General features: G+C 48.3%; 12 protein-coding genes. 4 read left to right on the top strand and 8 right to left on the bottom strand.

Going from position 1 to position 16,510, the window contains the following annotated elements:
• Positions 1–256 precede the first annotated feature (256 nt).
• Complete coding sequence (locus tag Q4E93_RS03530; protein WP_303582712.1) at positions 257–1,066, bottom strand: ATP-grasp domain-containing protein; 810 nt, start codon at positions 1,064–1,066, stop codon at positions 257–259.
• 105 nt (positions 1,067–1,171) lie between these two features.
• On the opposite strand from Q4E93_RS03530, the gene Q4E93_RS03525 reads away from it, so the two are divergent.
• The 4 genes from Q4E93_RS03525 to Q4E93_RS03510 all read left to right on the top strand — a co-directional run bounded on the left by Q4E93_RS03525 (position 1,172) and on the right by Q4E93_RS03510 (position 4,946).
• Positions 1,172–2,353, top strand: a complete 1,182-nt coding sequence (locus Q4E93_RS03525) for an ATP-binding protein (RefSeq protein WP_303582711.1) — start codon at positions 1,172–1,174, stop codon at positions 2,351–2,353.
• A 207-nt stretch (positions 2,354–2,560) separates the two neighbouring features.
• A complete protein-coding gene (locus Q4E93_RS03520) occupies positions 2,561–2,989 on the top strand; it encodes a hypothetical protein (RefSeq protein WP_303582710.1) in 429 nt (142 codons plus the stop codon).
• A 236-nt stretch (positions 2,990–3,225) separates the two neighbouring features.
• Positions 3,226–4,098: a hypothetical protein gene (locus Q4E93_RS03515; RefSeq protein WP_303582709.1), complete on the top strand. Its 873-nt coding sequence runs from the start codon at positions 3,226–3,228 to the stop codon at positions 4,096–4,098.
• A gap of 17 nt (positions 4,099–4,115) precedes the next feature.
• Positions 4,116–4,946: a hypothetical protein gene (locus Q4E93_RS03510; protein ID WP_303582708.1), complete on the top strand. Its 831-nt coding sequence runs from the start codon at positions 4,116–4,118 to the stop codon at positions 4,944–4,946.
• 26 nt (positions 4,947–4,972) lie between these two features.
• Here Q4E93_RS03510 and Q4E93_RS03505 read toward each other — a convergent pair whose 3' ends face one another.
• The 7 genes from Q4E93_RS03505 to Q4E93_RS03475 all read right to left on the bottom strand — a co-directional run bounded on the left by Q4E93_RS03505 (position 4,973) and on the right by Q4E93_RS03475 (position 16,381).
• Entirely contained in the window at positions 4,973–7,189 is a 2,217-nt protein-coding gene (locus tag Q4E93_RS03505) for a redoxin domain-containing protein (RefSeq protein WP_303582707.1), read from the bottom strand.
• Between the two features lie 16 nt (positions 7,190–7,205).
• Complete coding sequence (locus tag Q4E93_RS03500; RefSeq protein WP_303582706.1) at positions 7,206–8,681, bottom strand: PKD-like family lipoprotein; 1,476 nt, start codon at positions 8,679–8,681, stop codon at positions 7,206–7,208.
• 19 nt (positions 8,682–8,700) lie between these two features.
• Positions 8,701–9,462 (bottom strand): DUF4843 domain-containing protein, encoded by a 762-nt coding sequence (locus Q4E93_RS03495; protein WP_303582705.1) that lies wholly within the window; start codon positions 9,460–9,462, stop codon positions 8,701–8,703.
• Between the two features lie 23 nt (positions 9,463–9,485).
• The gene (locus Q4E93_RS03490; RefSeq protein WP_303582704.1) at positions 9,486–10,928 is read right to left on the bottom strand and encodes a RagB/SusD family nutrient uptake outer membrane protein; all 1,443 of its coding nucleotides are present in this window, start codon (positions 10,926–10,928) and stop codon (positions 9,486–9,488) included.
• A 26-nt stretch (positions 10,929–10,954) separates the two neighbouring features.
• Positions 10,955–14,338 (bottom strand): SusC/RagA family TonB-linked outer membrane protein, encoded by a 3,384-nt coding sequence (locus Q4E93_RS03485; RefSeq protein ID WP_303582703.1) that lies wholly within the window; start codon positions 14,336–14,338, stop codon positions 10,955–10,957.
• Between the two features lie 189 nt (positions 14,339–14,527).
• Complete coding sequence (locus Q4E93_RS03480) at positions 14,528–15,700, bottom strand: FecR family protein (RefSeq protein ID WP_303582702.1); 1,173 nt, start codon at positions 15,698–15,700, stop codon at positions 14,528–14,530.
• A 75-nt stretch (positions 15,701–15,775) separates the two neighbouring features.
• Positions 15,776–16,381, bottom strand: coding sequence for an RNA polymerase sigma factor (locus Q4E93_RS03475; protein ID WP_303582701.1), 606 nt, complete (start codon positions 16,379–16,381; stop codon positions 15,776–15,778).
• Between the last annotated feature and the right edge of the window lie 129 nt (positions 16,382–16,510).

The raw sequence follows: 16,510 nt of genomic DNA, 5'->3' as shown, positions 1-16,510 counted from the left end.
TGTCTGTAAATCAAGCAAAATCTGGTTAGATATTTCTCCCCTACGCGGTACACACCGAATCTAAGCGCTTGTAATTAAATATTTACAAGCGGTTTTTTATTGTTCCCGATCGAAAGGATTCCCGTACGAATTAGAATATCTTTCCGCAGTATCTTTAAGCTATGGATTTGAAATTGCTCGTCATTAGATCGGCCATTCCGGAACAACTGGCGGAATTCTACCGGCAAGGTAGAAAATTGGAACTCTACGAAAAGGGTTAATCTGTCTGGTCCAACAAATAATTTGTAATATTAGAGACGATCGCCTCGATGTCAGCATGATAAAAGCCCGCTGCATTCATGCAGTTGCATTCCACAATATAAAGGTCTCCGCCCGTTTCGCAAACGTCCATTACAAACACGTCATGCGGAGCAAACTGAAGACAGCGCGCTTCCGCAAATGAAATTACCTCGTTTGGACAGCCTCTAAGTTTTTCCAATTTGAATTTATTTCGATACAGCGTGGCGGCGATAACCTTTTTGTCGACGCACCAGAGCCGCCATTCTCTTCCGATATGGAATGGTTCGCCTACGATAATTCTTGTTTTTCCAGAAATGCCTGCGTTTTCAATCATCTTTAGTCTTTCAAACCATTCGTGGTATTCGTCAAATCTTAGCACTTCGCCTGCAAATGACTTTCCGTCGTCATCCGGTCGAATAAAAAGCATTCTTTCTGGATCATACTCAGTTTGCGCCAGTTCTTCGAACGTTGTTACTATCGCTCCATAGTTTAGCATGTATTGTCCCCATTCTTTTATATAACGTTCAATCGAAAAAGTAGTCGGGTTAAAGAAAACGCCTGCGCTTAACTCCTTGTTTGAGTATGCCAGGTTATTGAAAGTCGTCGAGCCATAAAAAATGTTTTTCGGCTTCCAATCAAAGTCAGGAAGTTCATTGGAGAAAGGAATCACGTCAATTCCAACAAACGAAATCTTCAATTCCCGGCAGGCCTTCTCAAGAGCGGAAAAGTCGTTACTGTTAGTAAGATTCTTTTGCACGACCCACTGAACTGATGACAAACCAATCATAAACGTCTGATTTACACCAAAATATAGACATTTTGTTTACTTTTTGGGGTTATTTATATTACTTTTATCCTTGCAAATCGATCATTTTGTGCTATAATTGCAAGAATGATTAAAAGACAAGCTCAGACGGAAATCGCAGAATTGCTGGAAGAATTCCCTGCTGTAGGAGTACTTGGGCCTCGACAGGTCGGGAAGACCACCTTGGCTGAAGCCATCGCCGCATCTATAAACCCTGAGCCGATCTATCTTGACCTCGAAACTCCCTCAGAAGCTGCTAAACTTAGGGAACCTGAAGACTATTTCGAACTGCACAAGGGCAAACTGATTATTCTTGATGAAATTCAGCGTGTGCCCGAGCTATTTCAAATTCTTCGCGGTGTTATCGATCGGAGGCGGAGAGAAGGTCTAAGGACTGGTCAGTTTCTTATACTTGGTTCCGCGTCACTGGATCTCCTGAAGCAGTCTTCAGAATCGTTGGCTGGGCGTATTGCATATAAGGAGTTATCGGGGTTTACTGTAGCAGAGATAAATCAAAAAAAATCAACCGATCTCGATCATTTATGGTTACGCGGAGGCTTCCCCGATAGTTTTCTAGCCAAAAGTGACGAGGCCAGCCTTCGTTGGCGATTAAATTTCATCAATACTTATCTGGAAAGGGATGTTCCGCAACTTGGTCCCCGGATACCGGCTGTCACACTGCGAAATCTTTGGACTATGCTTGCCCATAGCCAGGGAGGGCAGCTCAATATTGCTCAATTAGGTAATAACCTGGATGTTGCCGCTACGACTGCAAAACGTTATGTTGAATTACTGGAAGACCTCTTGCTTATCCGCACACTTCGTCCTTGGTCGGGGAATGTTGGCAAACGACTAGTAAAAGCACCTAAAATCTATATTCGTGATAGTGGTATCACGCATGCCCTTCTGAATTTGACCACTATCGACGACCTCTTAGGTCATCCAGTGGTAGGAGCAAGTTGGGAAGGGTTTGTTCTGGAAAACCTTTTGTCGGTCCTCCCTACTGGAATTACCCCATGGTTCTATCGAACGTCGGCAGGAGCGGAAGTGGATTTGGTGATCGAGAAGAACAGCAAAGAAAGATACGCCATTGAGATTAAACGCTCGCAAGCTCCGTCTGTTTCAAAAGGATTCCACTTGGGCTGTGACGACATCGAAGCCACGAAACGATTTATCGTATATCCTGGAAAGGAAAGATTTCCGGTGACGAAGGAGATTACCGCTATCCCGATAATAGAAATGATGAGTGAATTGCAAAACGGAAAGTAGGGATCAGAACGGGGACCAAAAAAGGGACTAAAAATAACCGCTTTCAATTAAAAAGCTCTTGTAAAATATTGATAACCATGAAGGAGAATTTTGAAAGATCGCGGGTTGGAATTCGATTCCCCTACGCGGTACACTCGCCTTACGGCACAAATTTTAAGAGGCCACCTCATCCAAAGGTGGCCTCACTCTTTGTACCTTTCCTACAATATGAACCACTGTCCCATCTGGCATCTAGCCAATACATTTTACGCTGCACTTCTTTACAAATGCGACGATAGCAACTACATAGTGACAAGAGACGGAGAGTGGACGCCCATAATAGCATGTGGGCTATATATAATTGTTAAACAGCCGTTGCTTTCCTTCTTTCAGCAGCACCCCGATGTTCCATTGGCTTCTCATGGCGTCTCGATTTATGACCGTGTTTTAGACAAATATTTTGAAGGATATCATCGCATTTACATTGAAAACAGAATTACTCCAGATACATTACATATAGTAGATCATTCAGGAATGAAAATTTGGTGCCACGAAAGCAGCGGTGGGATTTTTATCTCTTCCGCCATGAAAATCGCTTTGGAAAAATCTAATATTGAAGGAGTAAAAACAACTCCCGGATTTTCCTACTATGGGTGAAATATATAAGAAAACTCCGACAGCCAGCCGGTGAACCAATTAAATAGAGCCTTCTCCTGAATTCTTCCTTTCAAATCAAACATCGCGTGTTATAATTACTTATGTAGAATAAACTTTAAAACAGGCATAAAATTTGTGTAAGTAAAATCCTGCTTCTGCTGAAGTCTTCAAATCCTCTTAAAGTCAGTTTTTCCAGCAATATTATTCTTTATTATTAATTGTATAATCAACCTGCTATGAAAAGCATGCCCACCAGGCGTAGCCTTATCCTGTATGCTCTTATGATCATTTCCCCGATCCTGCTGATCTTTATGGGCTGTAAAAAAACACCTTTGCCAAACGTCGCCGCCAAAGGCTATCTTATCAAAGGCAAGGACGGCGAATGCCTTCCCACCATCGTGCACGGCACCTTTTATAATGGCATTCCCGCGGAGACTGACTCCAATTATATAGACGTCGATGTCTATGTCATCAGCCCGGGCATTTATGACATTAATACCTATCACCGCAATGGCGTGCAATTCAGGGCCACCGGTACCTTCCCGGACACAGGCCAGAAAGTGGTCCGCCTCAAAGCCTTCGGCACATTCATTGCCCCCGCCGAGATCAGTTATCCCCTCGTGTTCGACACATCCGTTTGTCAGCTGGATATTCTCATTCACGATAGTCTCGGCAGATCGATGGCGGCTAATACATGGGAGTTTACTGTCGAAGGCCAAACCTATCACGGCGCCTGTGTCGCCCCTGTCTACCAACTGCCTGAATACACTGGTTTTAGCTTCGAATTCCAAGGCTATCTGGCCTCCGGTGCGCAGGATACCGTTTTGCAAATGGATGCCTTTTTCCCTTTTGAAAGCAATGGGCGTCCCGATACTGTCGACTACCCTACCAACATTTCGCCCGCGCAGACCTGGGGTTTCTTCAGCGCCCCCAATGGCTACAATCCCATTTATTACGCGGACTACCAAACGCCCGGAGCCCTTATCAATATTCACTTCAATGGCGACGTAGGCGGCGTGATAACGGGCACCTTCAACGGGACCGCACTCAGGGTTTCAGATCAAAAGATCGTCAACATCACCCATTCCAGATTTAAACTCGGCAATTAACCATATCAAACCAGAGCATGAGAAAGCTTTTCCTTCTTCTACTGATAGTCACAATAGCAGCAATAGCTTGCAAAAAGACAGACCCCAATATAGGCATCGCTACGGGCTCCCTCCAGGACGCTAAAGGCTACTGCCTTCCCTATACCGTTCATGGTAACTTTTACAAGGACGCACCGGCCGAGCCCGACTCCAACTATGTCGAGCTCACCCTCGACGTCAAATCGATCGGGACCTATAATATCAAAACGGATATTATCAATGGTGTTTTCTTTGCCGACTCCGGTAAATTCACCACGACCGGCATCAACAAGGTCCGCATGCATCCTTTCGGTGTCTTCCGGGGTACGGGCAAACCGTCCTACCCCATCGTTTGGAGCAACACCTATTGCCAATTTTCCATCAGCATCGTAGACTCTTCTCTCCCAGAAGGTCAGTACCGCTTTACCGCAGACAGCAAACCCTTCCACGGTGTCCTGAACTATATCACCTATACGCCCACAGTCGAATTCGCCGGTGCTTCAGGCCCCACCAGCGACACCTTCTTTCATATCATCGTTCCCCTGTCGCAGGGGGCGATCATCCAAGGTTACAATCACCCCCGTCCCCTTGGCACCTTTTCAACTACCACTCCGGGCACGGCATTCTATTACACACATGCAACCGACACCTTCTTCCGCGCTGATCCAACCACGACAGGCAAGGCAATGACTATCGTTGTCGACACTTCCTATGGGTCCAGCAAATACGTCATAGGGATTGTCGTATCAGGCAAATTCTATGGTACCGCCGCCACACCATCAGGCGGTGCCGCAACGATATACGGAGAGTACAAGGCGCTATATGACTAGAGGATGAGATACCTTTAGGGTCTGCTTCAGGGTCTGATGATCTCCTCCAGTTTTCTTAACAACTCCTCCCCTCTTAAATTTTTGGCTATGATCTTCCCATTCGGACCGATGAGGTAATTCTGAGGAACAGACCGGACATCATATAATTTGGCCACATCATTATACCAATACTTCAAATCCGACACCTGCGGCCACTCCAATCCATCCTTCCTGATCGCAGCCAGCCAGGCATTCTTCTCTTCTTTCCTGTCCAGGGATACACCCAATAATGTAAAGTTCTTATCCTTGTACTTATGGTACGCTTTTACGTAGTTAGGGTTCTCTGCCCGGCAAGGCCCGCACCAGCTGGCCCAAAAATCCAGCAATACATACTTTCCCCGGAAATCGGACAGCTTCACAGGCTTGTCATTCGTATTATTCTGTGTGAAATCAGGCGCCATGGCACCTATACTTGTCTTGCGGGCCGTCTCCAGCTTTTCCTCCATCTCTTTTCCGGCTACGGAGTTCCGAAGCCTCTCCGACAACCCTTTATACAAAGGGCCGATGATATCCGGGTTGATATTGGTCCCTGCTACACCCATCAATGCCTCCAGGCTCCCATAATTATCAGGATTTTGCCTGATGAAATCCGTTTGCAGCTCTTTCAGTTGCCCAACCTCTACACGCATCTGGTCCCAGATGCCATTGCAGAACACCGAATCCTTCCTTTTTTCAGGAGACGCCAACATCATCTGCGCATTCAGGTCTTCCAGCCGCCCCACAGGATCTGAAATAAATTTCCTGTACACATTCAGCTCCGCATTCAGCGGCCCACCTGTTATCGTCGCCTTCTTAACGGAATCGCTGGTCTCTACATGAATAGTTCCCGGCTCCAGGCAAAGGATCAGAAGATCAGGCCGGTTACCACTGGCATAGCCAAATCCCCTGTTATCCAGCCATAGCATAGCGGGTATAGGAGAAGGAACATTGACATGCAATGTACATTTACCATCCTTCAGCCTGGCGGAATCAACATAATGCTCCTCTCCTATCTGGTAAGCCAGGTACACCGTATTCGCTTTCACCTGGCCAACATTCACATTCACTGTAGCTGTGCCGCCGTGTATCTCTCCTGCTACAGGCTGGAGCACTTCCTCCAGTTTGTCGAGCAGGTCATCGCCCCGCATGTTCTTTGCGATGATGATCCCTTGCGGATCGACCAGGAAATTTTGAGGAATGGCATGTACTCCGTATGCCAGCGCCGCCTCATTCTTGAATCCTTTAAGATCGCATACCAACGGCCATTGAAAATTGTTGTCCTTAATGGCCTTTATCCAAATATCTTTTTTACTGTCCAAAGACACCCCCAGTATCTCGAAGTTCTTATCCTTATACTTATCATACGCTTTATGCAGGTAAGGATATTCCATCCGGCATGGTCCGCACCAACTGGCCCAGAAATCCACCAGCACGTATTTCCCCCGGAAAGAAGACAAGGACACGGGCTGATCGTTGGCATCATGCTGTGTAAACTGTGCCGCCGGCTGTCCGATCACCACCAGCTTCGCGGCCGCAAGCGCATCCGACATTTTCACACCTGTCTCAGAGCTCCTGAACTTAGGATCCAGCGCATTGTACATAGCCTCGAAAGTAACCGGATCTTCAATCACGAAATATTGGCTCTCTACCACATCAAATGCCACATAGGAGTCGGGATGCCGTCGTACAAACGTTAGTTCGACCTGGGCCATCCGGGCGGTCAATGCCTTCCTCTCCGCCTTGAACATCCTGATCGAATCCTTGTCCTTGCTGAAATAAATGCGCCCTCCGAGAGCGTTGATCTTATCTTCCAACGGCTTTTTCTCTGTTTTTAATTCCATAAAATCTTTCTGCACGGGATTATCGATGCTGGCCGTAGCAAGGTTTGCCCCCTTGATGGTCGTCACACCGGCCGACAGATAAAAATCCTGCATATCCGGCATCGGGACAACGCTCCCAACGGTTAGAGGCTGTTTACCGGCCGGGGGAATGCTGATATAGGTTTCATACGGGTGACTGATCTTTCCCCCGAATTGGAATTTACCATTCTTAACGACAGCGGAATCATCCAGCTGCCCCTTATAACTATGTATCCTCACCAGCTTCCCATCGTTGTTCTTCCCTATCTCTCCCCTGATGATAAATTTCTGCTGCCCCTGTGCCGCCCCAAAAAGAGACAAAGAGACCCCTATCGCCAATATCCGGCGAAAAAACATCTGTTGCATATAAAATATTTAATAGTTAACCGACCTTGAACGTTAAAGTGATAATTTTTTCAAAACCCGTATTCTTTCGTGTATAGGAATTACCAGAGATATCCCCTGTAGAAGATATAGGCAGATCATACACCGTCCCTCCGCTGGCGCTGCCATCGTAGGTAGCCGCCGTGATCGTATTATTCTGCATTTGCAAGGCGGTGATCATCTCCCCTGCCGGGAATTGATAGACCACCCTCGATTGATTGGCAGCCATATCATAGACATATAATTTATTGTCAGCCGCATAATACATCTGCTTCACGGTGCTTGAGAACAGGTAATCCGGGCTTCTTTGTACATCCGGGCTGTTCAGGATGGCCTGCATTCCGGCAGCCACCGGCGTAGTGGTGAGATTACCGTTGGCATTGACGGTATAAAGGAAACAGCTGTCATCGCCTTCATTCTTAAAGACGGCATACCAGTTGTCCGGCCAGAGGTCCCATCCCATACCGGCTTTCATCGTCAGCATCTTCTTATCCACCTTGTTCAGGTCATAGGCCATGGTGTTGTTGGGAGGGAATACCTTCAGCGCGGTGGAAGTGCCACCGCCATCATACATGAAGCGGTGATGAGCCTGATCGAAGAAGATGGCGCCATACGAGAGTCCTCCCGCCACATAGGGAGCTGCGGTATATCCCTGATCATCGGGCTGGGTATAGGCTGCACCGAACAGGGTCGAAGTGTAGATGCTATTCATTCCGTAGATCTTCCCGGCACTGAACGTAAAAGGACCATAGGAAAAGATGCTGGGCTTCGACACATTCTGGGGCTGCACGGTGGCCGGAGGTCCAAAGAACAGCTTCGAATAGGGTGCTGTCACCTGTAGAGTGGTATTGTCCAGGGTATATCCTTCCGTATCGAAATACACCTGGTTCAGGATCCCCAAAAGACCGTAGGTATTGATGCTGATGAGCTTCCAGGAAGAAGCCGGAAGAGGTTTATCCGGGTTGGCGGCGGAGTACACATTATGGAAAACCTTATTTTCAGGCGTAATAAAGCTGATGTCGGTGTTACCGCCCACCTGCTCCAGCAGCATCCAGCCTGTCTGGAATGCGGTGGTTACCTGCAGCGCCAATTGCCTGAAATAACTTACACCGGTGACGGTGTCGATCATGACGAGGTCAAGCCTGTAATAATTGGCGCTCGCTTTCAAGGTGATCTGTTCATGCAGGGTATGCTGGGTAGACAGCACGACGATCTTACCGATGCTCAGCGGGTCGGCGGGATCTTCCACAGGCATCACCCGCCACTCATAACGCACCCGTGCGGTATCCAATCCTTTGATCACAGGCGTGATCGTCAACGTATCCAGCCTGGTCACCCTGAATGTATCGGCTGAGGTGATGGCATTGATGTCATTGATAGTATGGTAGGCATAATTGCCCTTATCCTTATAACAACCTGTCAGTATCCACATTACCGCCAGGCTCCGGATGATGTTATTTAATAGCTGTCGCATAAGAATTAGCTTTGGAGGTTTAAGGAAATACAACGGAATTACCATTCTCGTCGATGAGAGGACCATGTGCGGCATTATATTCCACCAGTGCATTCCTCACCACATTCTGATAGTACTGGAGCTGGGGATATTTCAGCGCATTAGGCCCTGTATCGGGGAAGGATGAAACGCCCAGGGTCTCGGCCATGAACCTGAATTTAACGTTGCTGTAAGCGCCGAAAAAGGTGATGAGATAAGAATCCCAGTTGCTGGGTTTGATCAGCCTGTCGGTGAAATTGATCTTATAGCTATTCCTGCTATAGAATTTCCCGTCGCCCATAATAGTATCTTTCATCAGCACGGGAAAATCATCGGTGGGCTGCAGCTCGAGCTTCAACACCACGGACGTGTCCTGCAAGGAAGGATCGCGCAACAGTACGACACCAAGATTTGTCCCAAAAGAATTTTTGGGCATGGTGTAATCCAGTAATTTGTAATGAACGCCTTCTACAGCGGTGGTGCCAGCGCTTACCGCTGACAGCTTAATGATGCGGTCATGATCGACGGTCCCTCCCGAAATACGCACCGCCAGCCAGACAGTATCCATTTGGACGGAGCTGTTCTTCTCCACGAAGGTATAATTAAGACTGTCGAGGTTACCGAAACCGAGTCCAGTGGTCGCGTATATGAAATACACGCCGGACTTAGCATCGGAGCCCTCAGGGATATTCTCCTTTTTACAGGCGCCCAGCAAGCAGGCCGGCGCCAGGATTATGAACATCAAACGTATGATCGGTGGCATAAAATAAATTATTGTTGAAATGATCAATTTCTCCTGTATTGCAATTCGGCGTCCGGCAAAGGAAATATGTACACCTTGTCGGAACCGGGAATGGTCGTGAACCTTATCTGGGAGATGTTCAATCTTTTGTAGTAATAGAACATTTGTCCTTCCGCATAAAATTCCCGCTGGTATTCCTTCAATATCTCATTCTGTATAGCCGCTGCATCGAGGCCGGCAGGGAGGTCATTCACACCCCGCTGCTTCCGCACCACATTCAAATAGTCCGTAGCTGTAGCAGGATCGGAGCACTCGGCCGCGATGTAATACATTTCCGGCAGTCTGAGCAATGGCACCAGGTTGACAAACTCCTGCCGTGGGGCATCCTGCCAGTACTTCGAACAGAAATAAGTATTGCCGCTGAGCTGCCACAGATTGGCATACCGGATATCCGTTACGCCGCCCGAGGCGATCTCATAGATCTGGTCTATCACTCCACCACTGCCATAATCGTTCGTAAGCCGACTGTCCAGATCGCCATTAGAGCTGATGGTACCCGCCGGTGTGTGGAAATATGTTTGCACCTGCGGTCTGAGATTGAACTTGCTAAGAGCAAATACCTGCTCAGGAATAAATGTCTTATCCAGATAGGTGGTCACCCGTGTGGCAGTCTCGAACGTGAACATATTGGAATTGATCAGGTTCGTAGCGTGCAGCAACGCCTGCTGCTTGTCCCCTTTATAAAGATAAACTCTGGCCAGCGTGGCTTCCGCGGCCCAATAATTAAAATGGCTCTGCCGTCGATTGAGCCAGTCATTTTGGGAATTGGGGGTTTCAAAAGCAAAGTTGGCGTCTATGTTCTTATAGCCGCTGAGCAGGCCGGAAGCGATCGTCAGGTCGGCGATCACACTATCCAGGATCTGGCTCACCGTCGACAAAGGGGTAACCCCGCCGGACACAGTGGTAACATAAGGGATGGCCGCTTGTGAGGGATGGGTGGCATAAGCGCCGCCAAACATCCGCAGCAGGTCAAAATGCATGAAAGCACGCAGCCCGAGGGCTTCTCCTTTCACCAGCTCATAATTTCCGGACTGAAAGAGGCCCTTTTTTCCATCTATCTTGAGCAAAACATTATTGACATTGATGATCGCATTGTACATGGAATCCCATACGCCGGCGATCCTGGTCTTTACCGTTGCATCCGCATAATTATAGAGTGAAGCCTGGTAAAAAATATGCGTCGGCCTGGTGGAACAATCATATTGCTGAGCAAGCACATCAAGAAAGCTCATCGTCAGCTGATCTCCATATAGCGACGCATTCGCCATGGTAGTGTAAACTCCGTACATGGCATCCTCGAAGCCTTTTTCTGTAGTGAAAAGCTGGTTTTCCTCCACAATGGATTTGGGTTTCACATCCAGCCATTTCTTACAGCCGGAGGCAAAAATGAGGGTCACCAGCAGCGCTCCAATTATTTTATTTTTCATTCCATTCATTTTTTAAGTGTTAAATGCTAAAAACCCAATTGCAGGGAAAAGGAATAATTACGTGCAAAAGGATAATCCAATCCTCTTTCCTGCCTGATGGACGACACGACAAAAGGATTGTTGATGTAGACGTAGCATTGGAGACGGCTTATTTTCAGGCGGCTTGTCAGGCGGTTGGGAAACAGGTAGCCCAATGTGATGGCATCGCAATACAAGGTATTGTTCTTCTGAATGAAGCGGGAAGTTGCCCGGGTAATATCCGTACGTGTTTGTCCATCCAGGGTCGCGACTCCTTTATATCTGGCTATATCTCCCGGCTTCTGCCAACGATCCGTCAACACCCTCACATCCACATTGTTATGTGGATCGGCATTTTCTACTCTATCCGCCAGGGTGCCATTGTACATCTGTCCGCCCAGCTCGGTGCGCATGGAGACATTGATACTGGCGCCTTTGTACATGAAGTTAGTGCCGATGTTGCCCGTGACCTTAGGCTGGTTATCGCCTACCGGCACTTCGTCCAGGGGGTTCCACAGGTATGTCTGCTTTCCATCCCTGGTCAGGAATATCTCGTTGCCTGTGCTGGGATCTATGCCCAGTGAACGTACGGCATAGATAGTGCTCACGCTCTGTCCTTCCTTGTACTGCAGGACAGGGGCGGTAATGGGATTATCAGACTTTGTCTGCTGATCAACAGCCTTATCATTCTGCGCTTTCAGGGCGTCGGAGATCTTCAGCAGCTTATTTTCATTATGCAACAGATTCGCATAAAAGCTCCAGTATACATTCTTCTTTTCATTCTTCAGCATGAAGGTGGTGAGATAAAATTCATATCCTTTATTCTGCACCTTTCCCAGGTTGGCATAGTAACTGGAAAAACCGGAAGAAGGTGTCGTATTTACGGTGGTAAAGAGGTTGTTTGTCTTTTCTACATAGTAATTGAAAGTGGCCTGGATGTGACCGTTGAGCAGTTCGATATCGGCGCCTGCATTTGCCTTGTTGGTCTGCTGCCACTTCAGATCGTTGTTGCCCAGGCTGATCATTGTCGCCCCAATGCTGTTGAGATACCGGTAGCCGGTCAGATACGCATAGGTTTGCGAGGCGGCGAAGGACGGAAAATTCTGCGAGCCTGTGGAGCCATAGGAAGCACGGAGCTTCAGCCTATTGATCATCCTGGGAATGTTAACGAATTTTTCTTTGTGGATATTCCATCCGAGACCTGCTGACCAGAAGGGCGCATAGTGCTCATTGTTGCCATAAACGGAAGAGCCGTCTGTCCTGAAAGACAGATCCACCAGGTAGCGGTAATCATAGGCATAGCTTAGGTTGGCATAATAGCTGATGAGCCTGGAAATGCTTTCGGCGCCTGTAGGCTTTTCGTTGATGGGATACTGAAGGCCAAAAAGTATATCATCCATGCTGGAATTGGGGAATCCCTGCACAGTAATGGTATTGGTGTAAGTCTTATCCTGTTGAATATGGGAGCCTGCCGTACCAAAAACAGTATGGCGCCCAAAAGTTTGTCCATAATTGAGAAAGACGTCCGCCTGGTAGCTGGACATCTGCCCCGTCGTCTGCTGGAAATAGCCCCGGGTAGAGAAAAGGCTATCCGGTGTATTGACAAAGGCTGTGGCGTCTGCAGGCAGGAATACGTTGCCGGAAATTTTCTGGTTATACATGCTGAAGCGGGTGCTTAGCTTCAGGCTTTCCAGGATATTCCAATCCGCCTGGAGATTGTCTGCCACTCTTGTATAGCTGTTGTCATTCCGTGTCTTCAGGGTAGCGTCGTACATGGGATTATACGTCACCGTAGGCCATACGATCCCGTCGTATGCATTTTCCAGGATCTTGGGAACCTTTCCGGTGACGCTGTCTACGGGGCGCAGGTAGGGATTCAGTGAAGCATACCGGGAAAAACCGCCGTAGGGGCTGCTAACGGATCTATTATAGATGACGGACAAATAATTGGTGAACTGCAATTTGTTCTTGTGGTATATCAAGTGGACGCCTCCCGAAAGATTGTCCCTTTTGGAACCCTTCATGACACCGCTGTTCTTCGCATAGGATACGTCCACGCCATACCTCATGTAATCGTCTCCGCCATCCAGGTAGACGCTGTGCTTCTGGCTAAATTCCGTTGCCAGCGGTTTGGATAGCCAGTAGGTATTTACGCCCCTTTTCACCTCCGCCAGTCGATGATTGTATATCTGGTCCAGGGTTTCCTGGGCGGTGATGCCCAATTGGGGCGTCGTATTATAAATCCCTGCTGCTTTTTCCAGTTGCAGCTTCTGTTCAGCATTCAGCAGGTGGTAGCTGGTGAGGTCGGGCGTATTTACGGACAGATTATTATTATAACTGAACCTTAACCTTCCCTTTTTGGGTTGGACGGTCTCGATGACAAGAACGCCATTGGCTGCCTTTGAACCGTAGATCGCGGTGGCGGCAGCGTCTTTCAGGATCGTCAGTTTGCTGATCCTATTCATATCCAGGTCATAGATGGCCTGCAAGGGTACTTCGAAGCCATCCAGGATGAACAACGGGGGATTGCTGATGTATCCATATTGGCTGGTGAGGTCGGCATTGGCGATACTGTTGGAGCCGCGGACCTGTATCTGGGGTAAATGGTTGGGATCGGAGCCGAACCTGATATCCGACGGCATCTGAAAGGAGGCGTCCAGTGACCGCAGGGCTGAGAGAACATTGGTATTATTTACGGTCCGCAGCTGCTCTATCGTGTAGGTTTGCGCGGCGCCGGTGTAATTTTCCGTGGGACGCCTGTATATTCCATTGACCACTGTCTGGTTCAGGTTACTCACGGCGGGCTTCAATGTAATATTGATAAAGACCGTACGGTCAGATGCGGCTGGGTTTCTCACCGCCACTTCCTGCGAGTAGTAATTGACATAGGTGATGAGGAGGACGTCGCCTATATTGGCGTCCATGGAGAAGTGCCCTTCAGAACCCGTGACGGTGGACTTCTTTGACCGCTTGTTATAAATAGTAGCGCCTTCCAGCGGCTGCCCCTCTTCTCCGCGGACCACTCCCATGACGTTGACGGGTGGCGTTGCGATATCTGCGTCGATGGCTCCGGCTGTTGGAGGTGGGATTACGGTGGGGGTCTTATGGAACAGGAGAATGGTCCTGCTCCGGATGGTATAGTCCAGCTGCAGGTCTTTGAACAGCAGGTCCAGGAATGCTTTCAGGGGTAGCTTATCCGCCTGGACGGTGACGGTCCTGAGATCCTTCACCAATGGATCGTTATAGACAAAGAAATAACCCGTCTGTTTCTCGATGGCTGCAAACACAGATTTGATACCTACGTTTTTACCGGAAAATGTTACGGTCTGCGATAAGCCTTTAGCATGTACATTCAGCAGGGCGACGGTTAGAAATATAATTGTTAGCTTCATGACTAACAGTGTTTTGGTGACATAGCGGTTGCCTCCATAGGCTGACCGTCTACAAATAGCAGTTTTTTGCATATTTTTGCAAAGTTTGGGTGATGAATAAGCAGTTGTCTTAAGACTTGTTTTGTATATTACCCAAGCGCCTGCCGGAAGTGGTCGTAACACTTTCGGCTTTGTTTTGAGCAATAAGATCTAATTGTTAGTTATAACAACTGTCCTCCCCAACAGCCTGTATTTAACCTCCATTTTAGTTAGGAATTCCAATATTTCGTTAAGGTTTAGTCCTTTGTCCATCTTACCCGACACCTTGATGTCCGGCACTTTCCCTTCATAGCGCACTTCGATGTCATACCATCTGGAAAGCTGCTGCATCACCGTGGCGATGTCGGTGCTGTTGAAATAGAACAGGCCATTTTTCCACGCGAGCACCTGCTCTATATTTATATTGTCATTCACCTGCAGCTGATCATTTACCACTGCCTGTTGTCCCGGCTTCAGCAGCACTTCCGATCTTGCTCCGGACACCTTGACGCTACCCTCCAGCAGGGTGGCTTTAATAGCACGTTCATCCTCGTATGCATTGATATTGAAGGTTGTCCCAAGCACTTCGATGTCAGCGCCCCCGGCCGATACTTTAAATGGTCTGCCCGCATCCCTGGCCACTTCAAAATAAGCCTCCCCGGAAATCTCTACCTTTCTCCAGGCGCCGCCAAATGCGGTGGGGAAAGTGATGCGGCTGGCTGCATTCAGCCACACCTTCGTTCCATCAGGCAGCGTCAGCTGGTATTGCCTTCCCCTGGGTGTGGTGATCGTATTATAGGTTGCGGTAGCCGCAGCCGGCGCCACTGATTGATAAGCCAGCTGCCCATCGACCACCGCAGCACGTGAACCGTTTTGTTCCGCGACAACGCCATTGGGAAGGCTGTCGAGTGTCAATTGCCGTCCATTGGCCAGCGTCAGGATGGCGCCCTGTCGGCCCGGCGGGATAGACTGAGCTTGCCTTGTTGCTATCCCGGGGTGATGAGATGATCCTCTATACCAGAAATAGACGCCTGTGCTCAATATAATAATGATGGCAGCGGCTGCGCTGAACCAGGTCTTCCATGGCACCACTCGTCCCATCTTAAGCTGGATAGCCGCCCTCAATCCCTCTTCCATATCCGCAGCCCGATGATAATCCACCATCAGCTGATGCAGATTGGCTGGGTCGATGCACTGCTGAAAATAGGCGCGATGCCATTCGGCCGCACCGATCCATTCTTCCAGCTCTTTCTCTTCTACATCGGAAAGCGATTCCCGTAGGTATTTGGCAATGAGCGCGGCGGCCCGTTCCTTCTCTTGTATATTTTCGAATGGTTCCTGCATTTGCTTATAGAACGACAAGGTCTTTGTATACTACTATGAAAAAAATGAGAATTTATAGGATCAGGCAGGAAAAGGTCATTTTTTCAGGAATTCCAGCAGGCTAAGATAACCGGCGAGCCAGACGCCTGCCATGCCATTACGAAGAAAGGCAGCCCGCAGCTTATTCATAGCAGTCGTTTTTTGGTTCCAGACGGTTTGGATCGAGATACCGAGCCGTTGGGCAATCTGCCCGGACGAAAGCCCCTCGTAATAAGCCAATTGAACGATCTCGCGGCATTTGGCCGGCAAGGCCTGTATCTCTCGCTCCAGTTGCGCCACCAGCTCGGCATTCACTACGAGGGAAGAGACCTCCTCGGGATGATCCATCCAATATGCATAACTATTTTTCGAGGCTTCCCGTCTTTTCTTTGTTTTCAGATGATCCAGGCATCTGTTGCGGGCTGATATATATAAGAAAGACTTCATGGCCGAAAGGGAGGGGAAATCTGTCCGTTTGTTCCATAGTTTTACAAAGACCTCTGCCAATATGTCTTTTGCGTCATCCTCATCACCCACCAGCCTGACGACCATATAGGTGATACGCTGATACAATAAGGAGAACACTTCATTAAAAGCGTGGTGATCTCCCTCGCCCATGCGTCGCACGAGCGCTTGCTCTTCCTGTACCTGGTCCTTTGACAAATTGTAGATAATTATGCTTTATTCAAAGCATAAATCTATAAAAAACCAATCATTCCGCCTTCAGTATCTGGCGCTATCACATCCCGAGGGTAATGTCTCCCTATTTGTGCAATTTGTTTCAATCTTTTA

The sequence above is a fragment of the Flavitalea plasmicola genome, assembly GCF_030546645.1.
In the GTDB taxonomy this organism is placed as follows: domain Bacteria; phylum Bacteroidota; class Bacteroidia; order Chitinophagales; family Chitinophagaceae; genus Puia.
This window is presented reverse-complemented; position numbering and strand designations above follow the sequence as displayed.